Source organism: Anaeromyxobacter sp. SG64 (genome assembly GCF_022690745.1).
Classification (GTDB): domain Bacteria; phylum Myxococcota; class Myxococcia; order Myxococcales; family Anaeromyxobacteraceae; genus Anaeromyxobacter; species Anaeromyxobacter soli.
The window spans coordinates 62,095-78,764 of the sequence record NZ_JALCZB010000015.1; the positions used below are offsets into that span (position 1 = coordinate 62,095).

The 16,670-nt window shown below is 70.8% G+C and carries 23 protein-coding genes; 15 read left to right on the forward strand and 8 right to left on the reverse strand.

All coding sequences use genetic code 11. The features are described from left to right. Positions 1–19: 19 nt before the first annotated feature. Positions 20–2,179: a hypothetical protein gene (locus MNZ29_RS07070; RefSeq protein WP_242354264.1), complete on the reverse strand. Its 2,160-nt coding sequence runs from the start codon at positions 2,177–2,179 to the stop codon at positions 20–22. 298 nt (positions 2,180–2,477) lie between these two features. On the opposite strand from MNZ29_RS07070, the gene MNZ29_RS25125 reads away from it, so the two are divergent. The 5 genes from MNZ29_RS25125 (at position 2,478) to MNZ29_RS07095 (ending at position 5,840) form a co-directional block, all read left to right on the forward strand. Next, complete coding sequence (locus tag MNZ29_RS25125) at positions 2,478–2,864, forward strand: hypothetical protein (RefSeq protein WP_242336688.1); 387 nt, start codon at positions 2,478–2,480, stop codon at positions 2,862–2,864. Beyond that, positions 2,762–4,264 (forward strand): molybdopterin-dependent oxidoreductase, encoded by a 1,503-nt coding sequence (locus MNZ29_RS24880; protein ID WP_242336686.1) that lies wholly within the window; start codon positions 2,762–2,764, stop codon positions 4,262–4,264. The genes MNZ29_RS25125 and MNZ29_RS24880 overlap by 103 nt, the downstream gene beginning before the upstream one ends. A gap of 61 nt (positions 4,265–4,325) precedes the next feature. Next, complete coding sequence (locus tag MNZ29_RS07085) at positions 4,326–4,718, forward strand: hypothetical protein (RefSeq protein WP_242336684.1); 393 nt, start codon at positions 4,326–4,328, stop codon at positions 4,716–4,718. A gap of 25 nt (positions 4,719–4,743) precedes the next feature. Next, complete coding sequence (locus MNZ29_RS07090; RefSeq protein ID WP_242336682.1) at positions 4,744–5,253, forward strand: MarR family winged helix-turn-helix transcriptional regulator; 510 nt, start codon at positions 4,744–4,746, stop codon at positions 5,251–5,253. A gap of 62 nt (positions 5,254–5,315) precedes the next feature. Beyond that, positions 5,316–5,840: an RNA polymerase sigma factor gene (locus MNZ29_RS07095; RefSeq protein WP_242336680.1), complete on the forward strand. Its 525-nt coding sequence runs from the start codon at positions 5,316–5,318 to the stop codon at positions 5,838–5,840. A gap of 55 nt (positions 5,841–5,895) precedes the next feature. On the opposite strand, the gene trxA is transcribed toward MNZ29_RS07095, so the two are convergent. Then, on the reverse strand, positions 5,896–6,240 hold the full coding sequence (trxA, locus tag MNZ29_RS07100) for a thioredoxin (protein WP_242336679.1): 345 nt from the start codon (positions 6,238–6,240) through the stop codon (positions 5,896–5,898). Between the two features lie 148 nt (positions 6,241–6,388). On the opposite strand from trxA, the gene MNZ29_RS07105 reads away from it, so the two are divergent. Genes MNZ29_RS07105 through MNZ29_RS07115 form a run of 3 tightly spaced genes read left to right on the forward strand, consistent with a single transcriptional unit; the run spans position 6,389 to position 7,699 of the window. Beyond that, entirely contained in the window at positions 6,389–6,745 is a 357-nt protein-coding gene (locus MNZ29_RS07105; protein WP_242336677.1) for a DsrE family protein, read from the forward strand. Positions 6,746–6,794: 49 nt separating this feature from the next. Continuing rightward, on the forward strand, positions 6,795–7,457 hold the full coding sequence (locus MNZ29_RS07110) for an RNA polymerase sigma factor (protein ID WP_242336675.1): 663 nt from the start codon (positions 6,795–6,797) through the stop codon (positions 7,455–7,457). After that, positions 7,457–7,699, forward strand: coding sequence for an anti-sigma factor (locus MNZ29_RS07115; RefSeq protein WP_242354268.1), 243 nt, complete (start codon positions 7,457–7,459; stop codon positions 7,697–7,699). The genes MNZ29_RS07110 and MNZ29_RS07115 overlap by 1 nt, the downstream gene beginning before the upstream one ends. A 41-nt stretch (positions 7,700–7,740) precedes the next feature. Here the strand turns inward: MNZ29_RS07115 and MNZ29_RS07120 are convergent, their stop codons facing one another. From MNZ29_RS07120 to MNZ29_RS07135, 4 genes are all read right to left on the reverse strand, one after another. Next, positions 7,741–8,508: a DNA-binding domain-containing protein gene (locus MNZ29_RS07120; protein ID WP_242336669.1), complete on the reverse strand. Its 768-nt coding sequence runs from the start codon at positions 8,506–8,508 to the stop codon at positions 7,741–7,743. Next, positions 8,505–9,356 (reverse strand): DUF692 domain-containing protein, encoded by an 852-nt coding sequence (locus MNZ29_RS07125; RefSeq protein ID WP_242336666.1) that lies wholly within the window; start codon positions 9,354–9,356, stop codon positions 8,505–8,507. Before MNZ29_RS07125 ends, MNZ29_RS07120 begins: the two co-directional genes overlap by 4 nt. Positions 9,357–9,405: 49 nt before the next feature. Continuing rightward, the gene (locus MNZ29_RS07130) at positions 9,406–9,687 is read right to left on the reverse strand and encodes a hypothetical protein (RefSeq protein WP_242336663.1); all 282 of its coding nucleotides are present in this window, start codon (positions 9,685–9,687) and stop codon (positions 9,406–9,408) included. Positions 9,688–9,752: 65 nt separating this feature from the next. Further along, the gene (locus MNZ29_RS07135) at positions 9,753–10,418 is read right to left on the reverse strand and encodes a hypothetical protein (protein WP_242336660.1); all 666 of its coding nucleotides are present in this window, start codon (positions 10,416–10,418) and stop codon (positions 9,753–9,755) included. 175 nt (positions 10,419–10,593) lie between these two features. Here MNZ29_RS07135 and MNZ29_RS07140 point away from each other — a divergent pair, with 175 nt between their 5' ends. Then, positions 10,594–11,142: a carboxymuconolactone decarboxylase family protein gene (locus tag MNZ29_RS07140; RefSeq protein WP_242336656.1), complete on the forward strand. Its 549-nt coding sequence runs from the start codon at positions 10,594–10,596 to the stop codon at positions 11,140–11,142. Between the two features lie 178 nt (positions 11,143–11,320). Beyond that, on the forward strand, positions 11,321–11,473 hold the full coding sequence (locus tag MNZ29_RS07145; RefSeq protein WP_242336653.1) for a hypothetical protein: 153 nt from the start codon (positions 11,321–11,323) through the stop codon (positions 11,471–11,473). 295 nt (positions 11,474–11,768) lie between these two features. Here the strand turns inward: MNZ29_RS07145 and MNZ29_RS07150 are convergent, their stop codons facing one another. Beyond that, positions 11,769–12,104: a heavy-metal-associated domain-containing protein gene (locus MNZ29_RS07150; RefSeq protein WP_242336650.1), complete on the reverse strand. Its 336-nt coding sequence runs from the start codon at positions 12,102–12,104 to the stop codon at positions 11,769–11,771. A gap of 20 nt (positions 12,105–12,124) precedes the next feature. Continuing rightward, positions 12,125–12,517 carry a mercuric transporter MerT family protein gene (locus MNZ29_RS07155; protein WP_242336647.1) on the reverse strand — a complete coding sequence of 131 codons (393 nt, stop codon included), beginning with the start codon at positions 12,515–12,517 and terminating at the stop codon, positions 12,125–12,127. A 336-nt stretch (positions 12,518–12,853) separates the two neighbouring features. On the opposite strand from MNZ29_RS07155, the gene MNZ29_RS07160 reads away from it, so the two are divergent. The 5 genes from MNZ29_RS07160 to MNZ29_RS07180 all read left to right on the forward strand — a co-directional run bounded on the left by MNZ29_RS07160 (position 12,854) and on the right by MNZ29_RS07180 (position 16,279). Then, complete coding sequence (locus tag MNZ29_RS07160; RefSeq protein WP_242336644.1) at positions 12,854–13,933, forward strand: NmrA family NAD(P)-binding protein; 1,080 nt, start codon at positions 12,854–12,856, stop codon at positions 13,931–13,933. An 83-nt stretch (positions 13,934–14,016) separates the two neighbouring features. Next, on the forward strand, positions 14,017–14,418 hold the full coding sequence (locus MNZ29_RS07165; RefSeq protein ID WP_242336641.1) for a metalloregulator ArsR/SmtB family transcription factor: 402 nt from the start codon (positions 14,017–14,019) through the stop codon (positions 14,416–14,418). After that, complete coding sequence (locus tag MNZ29_RS07170; protein WP_242336639.1) at positions 14,358–14,864, forward strand: SRPBCC family protein; 507 nt, start codon at positions 14,358–14,360, stop codon at positions 14,862–14,864. The genes MNZ29_RS07165 and MNZ29_RS07170 overlap by 61 nt, the downstream gene beginning before the upstream one ends. Then, positions 14,864–15,490: a dihydrofolate reductase family protein gene (locus MNZ29_RS07175; RefSeq protein WP_242336636.1), complete on the forward strand. Its 627-nt coding sequence runs from the start codon at positions 14,864–14,866 to the stop codon at positions 15,488–15,490. Before MNZ29_RS07170 ends, MNZ29_RS07175 begins: the two co-directional genes overlap by 1 nt. A 423-nt stretch (positions 15,491–15,913) precedes the next feature. After that, positions 15,914–16,279, forward strand: coding sequence for an OsmC family protein (locus MNZ29_RS07180; RefSeq protein WP_242336633.1), 366 nt, complete (start codon positions 15,914–15,916; stop codon positions 16,277–16,279). Positions 16,280–16,670 lie beyond the last annotated feature (391 nt).

The window sequence follows — 16,670 nt, forward strand, 5'->3', positions numbered from 1 at the left end:
GGACGTGAATGATGCGCGGTCACCGTGCCCTGTACCGAAGGAGCGCGGTTCCGCTCATCCCGTTGCCGCGCCCGGCCCACACGGAGCCGTCCGGGAGCGCCGCGAGACCGCCGTACCAGGTGGAGACGAGCTCCCACGCGTGAGCGGCATCGGCCGCCCGGTGACGCCAGGTGCCATGGGCGCCGGAGAGGAACGCGTCGCCCGCTGGCGTCAGCACGAAGTACCACGCACCCTGCATTCCGGAGTCCTCGATGGCGCCGTCGCGTGCGACACGGACGACGCGGCCGGGCGTGAGGACCGGGTCGCGACCGCCGCACCCGGAGGTCCTGCCCCAGGCCCACGCGCCACCGGCGCCGTCGCCGACCACTCCCGACACGCGCCAGTCGCCGAGCGAGATCTCCCTCGCGACGCCGCCGACGACCTGGAAGAGCGACGACGCCGACGTGCAGCCACCCGTTGACCACGCCGCGGCGGCCCAGATCTCTCCCGAGGGCGCGATCCAGACGTCCGTCGGAGGCCTTCCGGTTGGAATCGGAAGCGACACCGGAGCGCCCCATTCCCCTGGCTGGCGCCTCTGCACGTCCCATCGGTCGGGAGCGGCAGCGGTCGCCAGGGCGAGCGAACCGTCGGCACCGGGGAGGAGCTGGGCGCTGGCGGGGAACGCGAGAGGCGCGACGGAGCTTCCATCCCATCCCACCAGCGACAAGACTCCTGCGGCCGAGATGTCCGCGAGGAGCTGATCGTCGGGCGCGGCGCCGCGGATCCAGTCGAACGCGTGGTCGAAGAACATGTAGCCGTACTTCTCGTACGTGGTCGGCTCGATCAACGACGTCCAGGACGACCCGTCGAAGTGCGCGAGCCCGTTCCCTCCGACGAGCAGGTCGCTCGCGCCGCCGCCGCCGATCGCAGCGGTGGAGTGGCGCGACAGTGAGAGCTCGGTGGTCCATCCGGCTGTGGCGAGCCGGTCGATCTCGGGGCCGCAGGAGCTGTACAGCCGGCCATCCGCGGCGACGCGGTAGCTGCCCAGGCCGCACCATGCGGCATTCGGCGGGAGGGGCAAGGGCGAGAACCCGTTCGGACCGTACGTTCCCGAGTCGAGGACGACGCGATCCTCCAGGACGCCACGCACGCTCAGCCAGTCGCCGCTTCCCTGGTACACGACCCTGCACCCGTCGCGCTCGCAGCGCGTGAGGGTCCCGACGCCACCCGATTCGCCGCCGGCGAAGGCGCCGCCCGCCGGGTCCGCGGCGATCCCCGCGAGATAGACGCCCGGCGGCGCGGCCACGGTGCTCCACCCGGCTTCCGACCGGTGGAGCGCCGCGCTCGTGGTGGGTGACGCCAGGGTCGTACCGACGGACCCGGTGATCCACGCCTCGGTACCGCGGACGCTGAGCCCTCCAAAATAGAGCATGCTCTCCAGCCGCTCCGCCACGAGCGCCGTTCCATCCCACCGGTACACGGCCGGATCGGCGTACCCAAGCGATGTTCGGCGCGCCGAAGGGAGCGACGCGCTGACGAGGATGTCCGAACCCGCGCCGCCGTCGATGACCGGCCAGGCGACCGTGGCGAGCTCGGGGCGCAACCAGCGTCGCCCGTCCCACCGGTAGACCACCTCCTCGAATGCACGCGACTGGCGATACCCGACGACCCAGACGTCGTCCGGGCCGTTCGCTGCGATCCCCGTCCACCGGACGTTCGCGGAGTCCGCGGGTGGGCAGATCGGCCCCCATCCCGCGGCATCCCTGCGCAGGATGGCGTTGTCGTAGGAGACGGCGTACAGCGAGCCGTCCGCTCCAGCCGCGACCGAGACGAGCAAGGCGCCCTGCGGGTAGTTCTCCCAGCAGAGGTCGCCCGCACAGAGCGCGAAGGTCGATGCGAGACCGCTGCTCCGGGGCAATGGCGCGATCGTCGGCGCGCGGCACGTGACGCGAGCCGGAGCGTTCGCGGGAGCCTCGACCGGGACGAGCGCTACCGGAAGCGCGCCGGGGATCGGGGCCATGTGGCCGACCTCGATGGCCGGAGCATCGGGCTGCGCGCCGGCGCCCTGCTCCGGTGGAACCGTCGGTCCAGGGGTACCCGCGTCCGGCGGCACCGACGCGCCCCCGGCGCGGTCCCCCGAAGCGTGCGGTCCACAGCCGTGGAGCAGCCCGACCACCACGAGCGCGAATCTGGGGTGCATGCCGAAAACGTAAGATTCACGATTCGTGCGTGAACTGTCTCTGCTGGGCAGCGCCGCCCTAGGCGGAGGCCATGACGAATGCTCGGTACGCCGAGACCTTCCACGTCCACCGCATGCTGCTGGCGCGGCCTGCACCCTGATCCGTTGGGGGCTCGGTCCAGGAAGGGCAGCCAGGCCGCCGCACCCGCCGTAGTGATCGAGTCACCAGGGCTCCAGGTGCGCCGGGCGGAGGTGCACGCTGCGGCCAGGACGCCGGGGTGCTACTCCAGTGGTGGCATCACGATCCAAGGCACAGACGATGGCGGCCGGCAGCACGACATCGGAGCGCGTCTCCACGTACTGCGCGCTGTGCGTCTCGCGCTGTGGCGCGATCGCGACCGTCGAGGGGGGGCGCTTCGTCCGCCTCGATCCCGACCCGTCGCATCCCACGGGTCAGGCGCTCTGCGCGAAGGGCCGGGCCGGGCCAGAGCTCGTCCATCACCGCGACCGCCTGAAATACCCGTTGCGGCGCACGCGTCCGACGCGCGGCTCAGCCACGCGACCGCGACCATCGCGGCGCAGAAGCGCGGGGCACGTCTCGTCGTGGTCGACCCCCGGCGCACCGAACCGGCTCGGCGGGCCGACGCGTGGCTGCAGGTGCGCCCCGGCACTGACGGCGCGCTCGCCCTGGGGATCGCCGGGGTGATGATCGAGCGCGGCTGGTTCGACGAGCCGTTCATCCGTGAGTGGACGAACGGCCCGCTGCTCGTTCGCTCGGATACGGGCCGCCCCCTCACCGAGGCCGACCTCTCGGAGGGCGGGGACCGGGGACGCTACGTGGCTTGGGATCGGCCTGCCGGCCGCCCCACCGTCTACGATCCCGCCCGTGGACGGTACGAGGTCGACTCCGCGGACCTCGCCCTGTTCGGCGAGTACGCGCTGGAGACGCCGGCGGGCGGCGTGCGCTGCCGGACCGCCTTCGATCTCGCGGCCGCGCTCTGCCGCACCTATTCGCCGGAGCGAGTGGAGTCGATCACCGGCGTCGAACGAGGTGAGGTCGAGCGCGCAGCGCGGCTCCTGTGGGAGGCGAGGCCCCTCGCGTACTACGCGTGGAGCGGCGTCGAGATGCAGACGAACGCGACCCAGATCGCGCGCGCGATCGCGCAGCTCTCCGTGCTGACGGGCAGCTTCGATGCACGGGGCGGCAACGTGCTCTTCCCCGCAGTCCCCACGCCCGCCGTCGGGAGCACGCCGGAGCGCCGCGCCGTGGGGCTCGGCGTCGCGGAACGCCCGCTCGGCCCGGCGCGATGGGGATTCGCGACCACCGACGAGCTGTACCGCGGCATCCTCGACCGCAAGCCCTACGCGGTGCGAGGCCTCGTCGGATTCGGCGCCAACCTCCTGCTGTCGCACGGCGACGTCCTGCGCGGGCGCGGGGCGCTGGCCGCGCTCGACTTCTACGTCCACGCGGACCTGTTCATGAACCCCACGGCGGAGCTCGCCGACATCGTCCTGCCGGTGGCGAGCGGATTCGAGCGCGAGGCGCTCAAGCTCGGCTTCGAGGTGAGCCCCGAGGCGCAGTCATTGGTCCAGCTGCGCCGGCCCGTGGGCGCGCCCCCCGGCGAGGCCCGTTCCGATACCGAGATCGTCTTCGACCTCGCCGTCCGTCTCGGTCTCGGCAAATACTTCTGGCAGGGGAACATCGACGCGGCCTACCGCCACCAGCTCGGGCCCTCGGGCCTCTCGCTCGACTGGCTGCGCGACCACCCCGAGGGTGCGCGCGTCGCGCTCGAGACGCGCTACCGCAAGTTCGCCGACGAGGTCGACGGTGTCCCGCTGGGCTTCAACACGCCCACGCGCAAGATCGAGCTGTACTCGGAGACCCTGCTTGCACACGGCTATCCGCCGCTGCCGGAGTACCAGGAGCCGCTGGTCGGTCCGGCGTCCCGTCCGGATCTCGTTGAGCGCTATCCGCTGATCCTCACCTGCGCCGGGATCTCGCGCACGTCCAGCCGGGCGATCGCGGCTTCAAGTCGGTCGGCGGTGCATCGGGATCGCCCGGGTGGGTCGCGATGGGGATCGGCTTGCGGCGCTTCGGCGTTGTAGCTACAACACCGACTGTTTGCTGCTGTCCTTGGCGCGTACCCCCGCGAAGGAGAGGCCGAACATGAAGAAGCCGAGGATTCTCGTCACCGCCGCCGCGGGGCACACCGGCACGTCGCAGCTCCGCCATTACGTCGAGGACTACCGGCGAAACGCCTTCGCCGTGAACGCGCCGACGGACGCCGTGGCCTCGGTGGGCGGGCGAGCGCCGGAGGAGTTCGAGTCCATCGCGAGGCGCTACGCCACGTCCCGGCCTGAGGCCAGGCGCACCGTTCTCCGGGCGGCGAAGGCGCTCTGGAACTTCACCCGCATCCTCCTCACCCCACCGCTCGACCTGGATCGCATCGACCGCGTCCAGGGACACCCGGGGCTCGAGACGAGCGAGCTCGCTGGTGACTCGCGGATCTGGCGAGCCACGCACGCCACGACGCAGCTCGCCGTACGGGCGGCGCCATGACCCCCGCCGTCTCCCCGACCAGCGCATGACCGCACGAAGCTCGATCGACGCCTCGAGCGCCGCGGCCGAGGCCACCCGCTGCGTCGCGCTCCGCGCGCGCAGGCTCTCCCGCCTCGTGACCAGCGTGTTCGAGGAGGCGCTCCGCGGGCATCCCATCACGGTCGCCCAGTTCACGCTCCTCGGTGCGACGATCCTCGAGGGGCCGCTCCGGCCGGCGCGACTCGCGCGGATGCTGGATCTCGAGAAGTCCACGCTCAGCAGGAACCTCCGACTTCTGGAGGCGGCGGGGCTCGTCCGGATCGCGGGGCTGGACTCGGGCGGCCAACGCATCGAGGCGACGGAGCGCGGCAGGCGCGCGCTCGTGGAGGCCCTGCCCGACTGGCGAGCGGCCCAGGAGCGTGCAGTCGCCGCGCTCGGCGATGCCGTCGTCGCGCGACTCGACGGGATGATCGCGGCCCTCGGCGGCGAGCGGGCTCCTGAGGGCAGGGGGCGCGGCGGGAGGCTCCAGGCCCGAGCTTCGAAGGCACGGTTGTAATCTTCCGAGGGGTCGTCGGACGATCGCGCATGACCGGAACAGCGGAACGAGCAGGGCGCGGTGTGGCCCCACGAGAGGACTCCTTCGTCCGGTGGGTCTCGGAGCTCGCCCGGGTTCACTCGCGTGGACTCGCCGCTGCTGCCCGGAAAGAGGGGCTTGCCGCCGACGACGCGCTCGACGCGGTCCAGGAGGCATTCCAGACGTTCCTCCTTCTCCCGCAGGCGCGCTCGCTCGTGGAGGAGCCCAGGGAGTCGGCGAGCCTGCTCGGCGTGCTCGTCCGGAACGCCGCGCGGAACATGAGGCGGCGCCACCACCGCGCGCTTCGGCACGAGCCGATCGAGGACGAGCCCTCACTTGCCGCCGACGAGGTGTCGGTGGACGAGGCGATCGAGCGCGCCGAGGAGCACGTCCGACTGCTCGGCTGCGTGAACCGCCTCGCGGAGATGCAGCGTCGGGTGGTGAGGCTACGGATGCTGCAGGAGCTCTCGGGGCTGGAGACAGCGGAGCAGCTCGGCCTCGAGCCCGGGCGCGTGGCGGTCCTCCTCCACCGGGCGAAGAAGGCGCTCCTGGAATGCCTGGTCTCGTGAGGCGCCGGGCGGCCGGGCCGCGCGCACGGCCCGGCGTGTCCGTGGTCCGGGTTGGTCAGGCCGCCGCAGTGGCTGTGTGGAGGGCTTCCGCGATCCGCGCCTTGGGCGTGAGTCCCACGATTCGTCTGAACTCCCGTCCGCCCCTGAAGATCAGGAGGCACGGGATGGAGGAGACGTCGTACCGCCGCGCCAGGTCGGGGTTCTCGTCCACGTCCACCTTCACGACCCTTGCGCGTCCGGCGACCTCGCGGGCGAGCTCGTCCAGTGCCGGGGCGAGCGCGCGGCAGGGCCCGCACCACCGCGCCCAGAAGTCCACCAGGACGGGCTCCTTCGCGTGGAGCACCTGGTCCTCGAAGTCCTCGCCGCCGTGGATGGCATTCGTCGTTCTCTCCTTCGCCATGTCTCGCTCTCCTTGCTCGTCGTCCGGCGCGGCTCCGCGCCTCCATCCGTGAGGTGTCCAGCCCGGCGGAGATTTCGAGCCGCGAGTCTCGATGCGGGCGAAATGCGCGCGCGGTTCGGCACCTGTCCTGGGACGGAGGAGTGCAGACATGGCGAAGGTCGCGATCGTGGTGCTGGCCGGGACGGAGACTCACGAGGGCCTCGGGCGCGTGGTGAACGCGCTCGAGGCGGCGAAGGAGCTGAAGGAGGGGAACGACGACGTCCGGATCGTCTTCGACGGCGCGGGAACGGCGTGGGTCCCGGAGCTCGCGAAGAAGGAGCACAAGGCCCACGGCCTCTACGCGGCGGTCGGCGATCGGATCGCGGGCGTCTGCGCATACTGCGCGGGCGCGTTCGGGGTGAAGGAAGCCGTGGTCGCGCAGGGCGTCCAGCTCGCGGGCGAGTACGAGGGCCACCCCAGCGTGCGGCGGCTCGTCCACGACGGGTACCAGGTGATCACGTTCTGAGCCTCCCGTGGCGGTCAATCGCCAAAGCGGAGGACATCGGGCGCCTCTGATGCGGAGCGCGACGACGACGGGCGGTGACGCTGAAGGCCATGCAGCGGGGCTCGAAGACTCCGAGCTCGTCCGGCGGGTCCGCGCCGGCGACCGTTCGGTCTTCGCCGGGCTCGTGCGACGGCACGGCGGAGCGCTGCTTCGCTTCGCGCGCCTCTTCGTCCGTGAGAGCTCCGCGGCGGAGGAGGTCGTCCAGGACACGTGGATGGCCGTCCTCGAAGGTCTCGACGACTTCGAGGCCCGCGCCTCGTTCAAGACGTGGCTCTACCGGATCCTTGCGAACCGGGCGCGGACCCGGGCCGTCCGGGAGGGGCGGAGCGTACCGTTCTCCGCGCTGGCGGAGACCGGGAGCGATGAGCATGCCGTCGCTCCCGAGCGGTTCGACGCCGGGGGGATGTGGCGCGACCCTCCGGTGGGCTGGACTGACGAGACCCCGGAGCGGCTGGCCCTCGAGGCCGAGACGCGCGCGGTGATGGCGGCAGCGGTACAGGCGCTCCCGCCTGCGCAGCGCGCGGTCCTCGTCCTGCGAGACGAGGATGGCCTCGAGACGAAGGAGATCTGTAATCTCCTGGATCTCACGGTGACGAACCAGAGGGTGCTGCTCCATCGCGCCAGGACGCGCGTCCGGCAGGCACTCGAGGCGCACATGCGGGGCGGACGCTGATGCTGACGTGCAAGGAGATCACGGAGCTCGTCACCGAGTATGCGGAGGGGAACCTCTCCTTCATGGACCGGATCCGGTTCCGGATGCACATCGGCATGTGCCGCAACTGCCGCCGTTACGTCCGCCAGGTGAAGGCGACCGCGGCCGCGCTCGGCATGCTCCCTCCACCGGAGATGTCTCCGGACCTCGAGCAGGAGCTGCTGCGCCGGTTCGAGAGATGGAAGCAGACGCGCGGCTCGTGATGGCCATCTCGGTCCACGTGCAGATGAGCACCGGGAGGGCGTCACGTCGAGAGCGCCGCGATCCAGCCCTGGTCGAACCATGACACCAGGGCGGCGAACGCGGCGGCGGCAGGATCCTCGCGCTGCCCGAACAGGGCGCAGACGCTCGCGAGCGGGTCGCCCGCCCGGGCGGCGTCGAGGGCCCTCGCCTCGTCGAGCTCGATCCGGCCGTGGAAGACCTCGAACCCCTCGCGCCAGACCACCACGGCTGTCGGAATTGCGATGGGCGCGTCCGGCTGCTCGCCGTCCTCGAGACGGCGCCAGAGCGTGGCCGCGTCGTGCCCGAGGGAGAGGACGCGGAGGGCGGGGGGGAGCACGAGCCTGGCGTCGAGGAATGCGTCCGGTCCCAGCACGGCGAGCGCGTCGCGCGCGACCGGCGTCGCGGGCGCCTCGAAGAAGACCTCCGCGCGCGCCCACTCCAGCGCCGCGAGATCAGCGAGGTCGGCGCGCTCCGGAGCCGGGGAGCGGCGCAGGAACGCGGGAAGGCGACGGCCGAACTGGCCGAGGTCGGGCCGATCGGAGGGGTGCTCGCGCGCGTACGTGTCGGCGACCTCGAGGAACCGCTCGTCGCCGAGGAGCGCGGCGAGCTTCGGGTAGTCCTCGCGGAGCGCGTCGGTGAGGCGCCACAGGTACATGTCGGCGTAGATGCCGATGCGTTCGAGCGCGAGGAGCTCGGGCGAGCCGACGAGGAAGTCCTCGGCGGCGCACGGGGGGTCCGCGGCGCGCGTCGCCAGCGCGTGGAAGGCGGCCTGCGTCTCGGCGAGTCTCACGGGAGCGCCCTCCGCCGCGGCGGCGCGAGCACCTCCGCCTCGATCGCCTCGGCGCGCCGGCTCTCCTCGACGAGCCGCTCGAGCGGCGGGATGTGGTCGTCCCACTCGACGAGCGTGGAGACCGGGCCGACGCGGCGCACGGTCTCGCGGTAGAGGTCCCAGACCGCGGCCGGAACCTCGTGGTCGTGCGAGTCGAGCAGGTAGCGGCCCCTGTCCGAGTGGCCGGCGAGGTGGAGCTGCCCCACCCGATCGGCCGGAACGCCGGCGAGGTACGCATGGGGATCGAAGCCGTGGTTCCGAGCCGAGACGTAGACGTTGTTCACGTCGAGCAGGATCCCGCAGTCGGCGCGGCGGACCACCTCGGAGGCGAACTCCCACTCCGACATCTCGGACGCACGGAACGCGACGTAGGACGAGACGTTCTCGAGCAGGATCTGCCGGCCGAGCGCGTCCTGGACGCGCGCGACGCGCGCGACCACGTGCCGTAAGGCCTCCTCGGTGTACGGCAGCGGCCAGAGGTCGTGCGCGTACCGGCCGCCGTGCGAGCCCCAGCAGAGGTGATCGGAGATCCACGCGGGCTCGATGCGACGGGCGAGGTCGGCGAGCTGGGCGAGGTAGCCCTCCGAGAGCGGGTCGGTCGAGCCGATCGAGAGCGAGACGCCGTGGAGCACCACCGGGACGTCGCGCCTCACCTTCTCCAGCACGGCCAACGGACGTCCGCCCGGCGCCATGAAGTTCTCGCTGATCGCCTCGACCCAGTCGACCGGAGGCGGCGTGGCGAGGTGCTGGGCGAAGTGCTTCGTGCGGAGGCCGATGCCGTGGCCGAGGTGCTTTCGCGTGAACGCCATCGTGACTCCGGGGGGACCGGCGCAGCGCGCGCCGGCCCCCCGCTCCGGACTACGTGGAGGCGAGGACCTTGCCGCCCTTGTCGGTGCAGACCTTCGCGCTCTTCTCCTCGGTGAAGCCCTGCCCCTTGCAGGAATTCTGGGCCTTGCACGCGTTGGCGGCGCCGGCGCAGCTGCCCTTGCCCTTGCACTCGTTCACGCCGGCGCACTTCACCACCTTGGCGCCTTCCTTTTCCTTCGCGGCGGCCTTCTCTGCGGCGAGCGCGGTGCCCGACGCGAAGAGGGAGAACACGGCGCCGGCGATGACAGCGCCCTTCATGGCTGTACGGATCATGAGTGCTTCCTTTCGAGGTGTTGCGGTTGTGCTGCGGTGGGTGGGCCGTCACGGCCCGGGTGAGATCACTTCTGGGCGGTGGAGGCGGCGTCTGACTTCGCGAACAGGGAGAGCTCGATCGTCCCCTGGTCGGCGACGACCTTCGCGAGCGACTGGACGCGCGCGAGCCAGCCGTCCGTGTACTTCGGCCCGATGTGGTACGCGTCGCGGTCGAAGCCCTGGACGGTCGCGCGGATCCGCACGGTCCGCTTCTCGCCATAGGCGCCGGGCGGGAAGAGGAGGGCGGTGCCCTTCACCGTTTCCTTGCGCCCGTCGACGGGCTTCCGTCCGCAGACGGTGAACGGCACCTGGGCGGTGAAGGGCACCGGCTGCTCGGGGGCGAGCGCACCGATCTTCACGCCGTCGAGGGACGCCTCGAACCGGCACGCCGCGGGGTCGCTCTTCTTGTTCGTGACCCACTGCTGGAAGTGCTCGGTCTTGGTGTCCTCGTTGTCGACCTTGATGCTCGTGAGCGGGACCGAGCAGTGGCCCGAGGCGAGGCCGGTCTTCTCGTCGTAGCGGAGGTCGCAGGCGACCGCGGAGCTCTGGGCCGTGATCCGCTCCCCGAGCTTCGCGTCGAAGATGGCGTGGAAGGTGTTGTTGCCGGCGTCGGGGTCGACGCGGAGCTCCTCCGCGAGCGCGGGAGTGGCGAGGGATAGCGCGAGCGCGGCGAGCGGGACGGTGCGGTGCATGGGTGCTTCCTCCATTCCGGCTCGAGGCCGGCGTTCTGGAGGGCAGTCCCGCGCGCGAGGCGATGATTACGCGCGAAGGGAATCCCGGGAGGGTGGCCGGCGACGTGAAATGCGCGACCGCGTGACGACCTCCACCGCGGAGCACTCACGCTCCACACGAACACAGGAGTCCCAGATGCCGGCACGCATCCCGCCCGTCACCTCCACCACCGCCCCCGAGGCCACGAAGCCCGTCCTCGACGGGATCAAGAAGGCCCTCGGGATGGTCCCGAACCTCTACGCGACCATCGGTCACTCGCCGGCGGCGCTGAAGGGCTACCTCGCGTTCTCGGAGGCGCTCTCCGGCGGGAAGCTCTCGCCACGCGAGGCCGAGCTCCTCGCGCTCCACGTCTCCGAGCTGAACGGCTGCAGCTACTGCCTCTCCGCGCACACGGCGCTGGCGGCGAAGGCCGGCGCGTCCCCGGAGGACGCGGCGGCCGCCCGCGAAGGGCAGTCGCAGAGCCGGCGCGAGCGGGCCATCTTCGCGCTCGCGCGCCGGATCGTCCGGACCGGCGGCGCGCGCGCCGGCCGCGAGCTCGCGGAGGCGCGGGAGGTGGGCCTCACAGACGGAGAGATCGTCGAGGTCGTCGCCCACGTGGCGGCGCGGGTGTTCACGAACGCCGCCGCCATCCTCTCGGAGACGGAGATCGACTTCCCCAGGGCACCGCGGCTGCCGTCGAACTGACCCCCTGCGCGAGAATCGTTCCTCGCGAGCCGCGCCCGCGTGACGTCTACACGCTACGGGGGCCTCCAAGCCACGGGCTGAGGCGCTTCTACGGGGACCCGCGCTGAGCCCCTCCGGGCCGCGTCATCTCCGGTCCGCCGCCGAGACAGGAGGACAGAGGCTCGAAGGAGGCGCGGCGATGAACGGGACCATCACGGGCAAGGAAGTCATCCTGCACTGGCTCACGATCGTGCGGCTCTGGGGTGCGCGGTGCTACATGCGCTGCCTTCGCGCAGCCCTGGGCCGCTCACAGTCGACGTTCCTCGGGGTCGTCACGCGCTGCGACGAGTAGCCCGAGATCACCGTCGACGGCGCCGCTGGGAGAGCCTTCACGGAGAGGCCGTGGTGGCGCCGTCCGGCCCGAGGGGGCGCAGCCGCGTTCATGGGCGCCTCCGCCGGAGCGAACGGGCACGCCGAGCGGAATCACCGCCGCTTCCACTTGGTCCCATCGATGCCCGCGCCCGCGGTGCCGCCAGTCATTCGACCCGACCGACCTCGCCGCAGCGCGGGCAGGCGGCCTCGCCGCTCGCGCGGGGCTTGGGGATCTCGCAGCTCTCACCCGAGCAGCAGGAGCTCATCGCGTTCTCCTACGGCCCGGTCTTCGCGGGAAGGCTGGCCTGGTAGCCGAGCCTGTTCACGGCATCGACCATCTGCTGCGGCGTCACTCTCGTGGGGTCGAAGTCGATGGCGGCGCTCTTCCTGTCGACGTCGACCCGCGCATCCTTCACGCCGTCGAGCTTCGACAGGGCGGTTCGCACCGCGACCCTGCAGGACGCGCAGGTCATGCCCTCGACGTGCAGCGACACGGTGGCGGAGCCTGCCGCGGTGTCCTCGGCGCTGGCGTAACCCGTGGCGATGTGGGCGACCGCGAGCGCGGCCGTACCGAGCAACGAGGTGGCGAGGACGATCCTGAGCATCTTCATGAAATTCTCCATTCTGGTGATCAATCGAAGAGGAACTGCGCCAGGTATGGGAAGCCGAGGAGGCCGGCGACCACCACGGTCGCGATCCACAGCATCACCTGGCCGAAGCGATTCGCCCTGGGCAGCTCGCAGTCGCAGGCTGGGCCTGCAGCGGCGGTCGCAGGCGCCAGCCTGGGGCGCCGGTAGGTGAAGAAGAAGCCTGCGCCGAGCAGCACGAGGGTGAGCGCCGCAAGGTAGGGGCGATACGCCTGGAACTCGACGAGGAGGCCGGCGCCGCCGAGACCGAGCGCGGCGAAGAGGAGCGGGCCGAGGCAGCAGAGCGACGAGGCGAATGCCACGACGATCGCGCCTCCGACCGATGCGGCGGTGAGCTTCCTCGTGGGATCGACCTTCCCGGTCGCTGCACTCTCCATTGATCGGTCCTTTCCGTGTCTTTGCTGGACAGGTCCATCCAAGCACCGGGCCATTTCTTCCCGTACGACCAGGAACCCGGAATTCCCCTCGCAGCGGCCGTCGAGTCTCGTGGAAGCGCCGCGTGTAGCGCCGGCACGTGCGGGCGCTGGCACGTTCGCCAGGGTCCCTGTCAAAAATAAATGTTCCGCTCGAGTCATCGTTCGGCCGGCGACGCATCGGGATCGGGCCGGCGGTCGCGAAGATCGGCTTGCGGCACCGCAAGGTGGTACCTACAACCTGGGTTGTAGGTACAACCAGCGTCGCCGGCGCGTACGCCCGCGAAAATGAGGCCGAACATGAAGAAGCCGAGGATTCTCGTCACCGCCGCCGCAGGGCACACCGGCACGCCGACCGCGCTTCAGCTCCTCGAGCGCGGGTACCCCGTGCGGTGCCTCGTCCGGAGGGTCGATGCCCGCTCTGAGCGACTGCGGGACGCCGGTGCGGAGGTGGTCGTGGGGTCCCTCACGGACCCGGCCGACGTCGAGCGGGCGCTGGAGGGCGCACAGCGGGCCTACCTCTGCCCGCCGTGGGGCCCCGACCTTCTCCACGTCGTCTCGACCTTCGCGGTCGCGGCACGCGAGGCGCGCCTCGAGTCGATGGTGGCTCTCTCGCAGTGGCTCGCGAGCCCCCGCCACCCATCGATGGCGACGCGTGGGCTCTGGCTCATGGAGCAGACGCTGCCGTGGATCCCGGAGGTCGCGGTGACGGTCGTGAACCCCGGGTTCTTTGCCGACAACTACATGCGGCTCCTGGAGCCGATCGCGCAGCTCGGGGTGATGCCGATGCCGCTCGGCGCCGGTGAGAATGCGCCCCCCTCGAACGAGGACATCGCGAGCGTGGTCGTGGGCGCGCTCCTCGATCCGGAGACGCACGGCGGCAAGACCTATCGCCCCACGGGACCGCGCCTCCTGTCGCCCGCCGGCATCGCCGACGCGTTCTCCAAGGCGCTCGGACGGCGCGTTCGGTACGTGGAGCTGCCACAGGTGATGTTCCGCAAGGCGCTGCGGGTGCTCGGCTTGAGTCCCTTCGAGCAGTCGCAGCTCCGCCATTACGTCGAGGACTACCGGCGAAACGCCTTCGCCGTGAACGCGCCGACGGATGTCGTGGCCTCGGTGGGCGGGCGAGCGCCGGAGGAGTTCGAGTCCATCGCGAGGCGCTACGCCACGTCCCGGCCTGAGGCCAGGCGCACCGTTCTCCGGGCGGCGAAGGCGCTCTGGAACTTCACCCGCATCCTCCTCACCCCACCGCTCGACCTGGATCGCGTCGACCGCGTCCAGGGACACCCGGGGCTCGAGAGGAGCGAGCTCGCGAATGACTCTGGGATCTGGCGAGCCACGCACGCGGCGATGCCGCTCGCCGTACGGGTGGCGCCCTGACCCCACCGACTACCCAACCAGCCCTCGGCGGCGAGCGGGCCAGGGCCTTGACGAATGCCGATATGGGCATATGTTTACGCTCAATGGCACGAGCAGCGACCACCTCGGACGTCTTCAACGCGATCGCCGAGCCGCAGCGCCGGGAGATCCTGGCACTGCTGCGGGCGGGTGAGCGGCCGGTGACCGAGCTGGCCCAGGAGCTGGGGATGACGCAGCCCGGGGCGTCAAAACACCTGCGGGTGCTCCGGGAGGTCGGGCTCGTGCGGGATCGCAAGGCAGGCAAGCAGCGCCTGTACGGCCTTGACGCCCGCGGGCTGCGACCGGTCCACGAGTGGACCGGCGGGTTCGAGCGGTTCTGGAACGAGAGCTTCGATCGGCTGGACGCGTACGTGCAGGACCTCGAGCAGGCAAGGCAGGAGGACCGATGGCAGCGACAGGACGGGACGCGCCGGCGCAGTCAGCGACGGCCGACCGCGAGATCGTGATCTCGCGGGTCATCAGTGCCCCACGGGAGCTGGTGTTCGAGGCGTTCACCGAGGTGCGGCACCTGTCGCGATGGTGGGGACCGGAGGGGTTCACCACCACCACGCGGGCATTCGAGTTCCGCGTCGGCGGGGAGTGGGACTTCGTGTTGCACGGTCCGGACGGGACGGACTACCGGGAGTGGATCTCCTGGACCGAGATCGCCCCGCCGGAGCGGATCGCGCTGCTGCACGGTGAGTTCCGCGGCGACCCGAACGCCTTCGAGTCGGCCCTCACGTTCGCGCCCGACGGCGCGGCGACCCGGCTCGAGATGCGCACGGTGTTCCGCACCAAGGAGCTGCGCGACGAGGCGGTCGAGAAGTACCACGCGATCGAGGGCGGCCAGCAGACGCTGAGCAACCTGGCTGCCTACGTCACCGGGATCGTTCGGAAGGGAGTCGAGGACTGATGGCCGGCAAGGTGTTCTTCAGCGTGTCGATGTCGCTGGACGGGTTCATCGCGCCCGAGGGGCGCATGGGTGACCCGGATTGGACGGCGCAGTGGATGGAGCTGCAGCAGTGGATATTGCCGCTGCGGTTCCTACGGGAGAACCTGAAGCTCGGCGAGGGTGGCGAGGAAGGGCGCGACAACGACATCGTGCGGGAGACGTTCGAGCGCACCGGCGCGAGCGTGATGGGCAAGCGCATGTTCGACCTCGGCGAGCAGGCGTGGCCGGAGGAGGCGCCGTTCCACACGCGGGTGTTCGTCGTGACGCACGAGAAGCGTGACCCCTGGGAGCGGCCGGGTGGGACCACCTTCCACTTCGTCAACGACGGCATCGAGACCGCGCTCGACCAGGCCCGCGAGGCCGCCGGCGACCGGGACGTCCGCATCGCGGGCGGCGGCGCAACGATCCTGGAGTACGTGAACGCCGGCCTGATCGACGAGTTCTCGATCGCGCTCTCGCCCGTGCTGTTCGGCTCCGGAATCCGCCTGTTCGAGGGCGTGGACGCGGGCCGCGTGGCCCTGGAGCCGGTCCGCGCGGAGCCGACGCAGCGGGTGACCCACCTGAGCTACGCAGTCCGGGAGCGATGACTGTCTCGTCCTGAGCGCTGGGGCTCGCGATGAACGTGGACGTGGCGAAGCCGCGAAGCCTCACCGCGCATCGACCCATCGTCATCGGTGAAGGCTCGAAGGTAGGAGCGGGCAGCGTCGAGCTCGAACCCGTGGCGCCGCACACGACCGTCGCGGGAGTCCCCGCGAAGCGGGTGGGCATCCCGAAGGCCGAGTTCCGGCGTTCAGATGGAGCAGGGCTTCGATGTCGACGCGCCCGCAGGAGAGTGAATCAGCGGCCCCCGCGCCGTCGTTCCTGCCGGCGCCCCTCGCATGACGCGGCGACATGAAGGCGGGGCGGGCGCGATCTTCTCGGCGCTCCTGCCAAGGAGGCCACCCGGAAGAACCGTGCATCAGGAGCGAGGCGAGACCTTCCCCCTGCCCATGGCGACTTCAGCGCAGGCGGTGAGCGAGTACGACGTTACGGCTCGCTCGACCGACGTGTTCGGCCGCGTCTTGTGCGGCATCCGGGACCACCACTTCATCATCGACGGCCCGGTGATAAACGGCGCGCTCGGCGAAGAGGTGACGCCCGTAGAGGTCTCGCTCTCCGCCGTCGCAGCCTGCGGGGTCGAACTGATTCAGGCGCTTGCCCGGAAGGAAAACATGCCGCTGCGGACCGTGGGCGTGAAGATGCACGGGGTCCTTGACCGAGCCAAGCAGCCGCGCAGCGACGTGAGGACGCTCAACTCCGTCGCCATGGACTTCAAGCTGGGAGGCGTGGACGACTCGCAGGCCGCCGTGCTCGTAGCGGGCTTCAAGCGGCTCTGACCGCTGTATGGCGCGGTCGCGGTCGCGATCCCCGTGGTGCTGGTCCGCTACACCGTTGCATAGCGTTGCAGCCGCGACGGGGGGGTCCGGTGAGGTCGGGGAGGCGCGTGTCTACCCTGACCTTGAAAGACATGAAGTCGCCGAGCAAGGCGAAGGCCCCGAGGCCGCGCACTTTCGCGCGAAACCTCGAAGCCTTCAGAGAGTCGGGGCGACTGAATTTGAACCAGCGACCACTTGCTGCACCTCAGGAAGGTGGCGCGGCAAGGTTGTGTCCCTAAGAATGTGTGAATCGGAAGTTCGCGGAGGCTGAGAAGGAAGTGGAAGCTCCTCGGTGACCAAACACCAACGGCCTCGCTTGGCGGCGAGTCCAAGGAGCTTCCAGTGAACGAGG

Coding starts and splice junctions, on each gene's coding strand:
- MNZ29_RS07070 (WP_242354264.1), bottom strand. CDS start 2,179: ATGCACCCCAGATTCGCGCTCGTGGTGGTCGGGCTGCTCCACGGCTGT.
- MNZ29_RS25125 (WP_242336688.1), top strand. CDS start 2,478: ATGGCGGCCGGCAGCACGACATCGGAGCGCGTCTCCACGTACTGCGCG.
- MNZ29_RS07085 (WP_242336684.1), top strand. CDS start 4,326: ATGAAGAAGCCGAGGATTCTCGTCACCGCCGCCGCGGGGCACACCGGC.
- MNZ29_RS07090 (WP_242336682.1), top strand. CDS start 4,744: ATGACCGCACGAAGCTCGATCGACGCCTCGAGCGCCGCGGCCGAGGCC.
- trxA (WP_242336679.1), bottom strand. CDS start 6,240: ATGGCGAAGGAGAGAACGACGAATGCCATCCACGGCGGCGAGGACTTC.
- MNZ29_RS07105 (WP_242336677.1), top strand. CDS start 6,389: ATGGCGAAGGTCGCGATCGTGGTGCTGGCCGGGACGGAGACTCACGAG.
- MNZ29_RS07110 (WP_242336675.1), top strand. CDS start 6,795: ATGCGGAGCGCGACGACGACGGGCGGTGACGCTGAAGGCCATGCAGCG.
- MNZ29_RS07115 (WP_242354268.1), top strand. CDS start 7,457: ATGCTGACGTGCAAGGAGATCACGGAGCTCGTCACCGAGTATGCGGAG.
- MNZ29_RS07125 (WP_242336666.1), bottom strand. CDS start 9,356: ATGGCGTTCACGCGAAAGCACCTCGGCCACGGCATCGGCCTCCGCACG.
- MNZ29_RS07130 (WP_242336663.1), bottom strand. CDS start 9,687: ATGATCCGTACAGCCATGAAGGGCGCTGTCATCGCCGGCGCCGTGTTC.
- MNZ29_RS07135 (WP_242336660.1), bottom strand. CDS start 10,418: ATGCACCGCACCGTCCCGCTCGCCGCGCTCGCGCTATCCCTCGCCACT.
- MNZ29_RS07140 (WP_242336656.1), top strand. CDS start 10,594: ATGCCGGCACGCATCCCGCCCGTCACCTCCACCACCGCCCCCGAGGCC.
- MNZ29_RS07145 (WP_242336653.1), top strand. CDS start 11,321: ATGAACGGGACCATCACGGGCAAGGAAGTCATCCTGCACTGGCTCACG.
- MNZ29_RS07150 (WP_242336650.1), bottom strand. CDS start 12,104: ATGAAGATGCTCAGGATCGTCCTCGCCACCTCGTTGCTCGGTACGGCC.
- MNZ29_RS07155 (WP_242336647.1), bottom strand. CDS start 12,517: ATGGAGAGTGCAGCGACCGGGAAGGTCGATCCCACGAGGAAGCTCACC.
- MNZ29_RS07160 (WP_242336644.1), top strand. CDS start 12,854: ATGAAGAAGCCGAGGATTCTCGTCACCGCCGCCGCAGGGCACACCGGC.
- MNZ29_RS07165 (WP_242336641.1), top strand. CDS start 14,017: ATGGCACGAGCAGCGACCACCTCGGACGTCTTCAACGCGATCGCCGAG.
- MNZ29_RS07170 (WP_242336639.1), top strand. CDS start 14,358: ATGGCAGCGACAGGACGGGACGCGCCGGCGCAGTCAGCGACGGCCGAC.
- MNZ29_RS07175 (WP_242336636.1), top strand. CDS start 14,864: ATGGCCGGCAAGGTGTTCTTCAGCGTGTCGATGTCGCTGGACGGGTTC.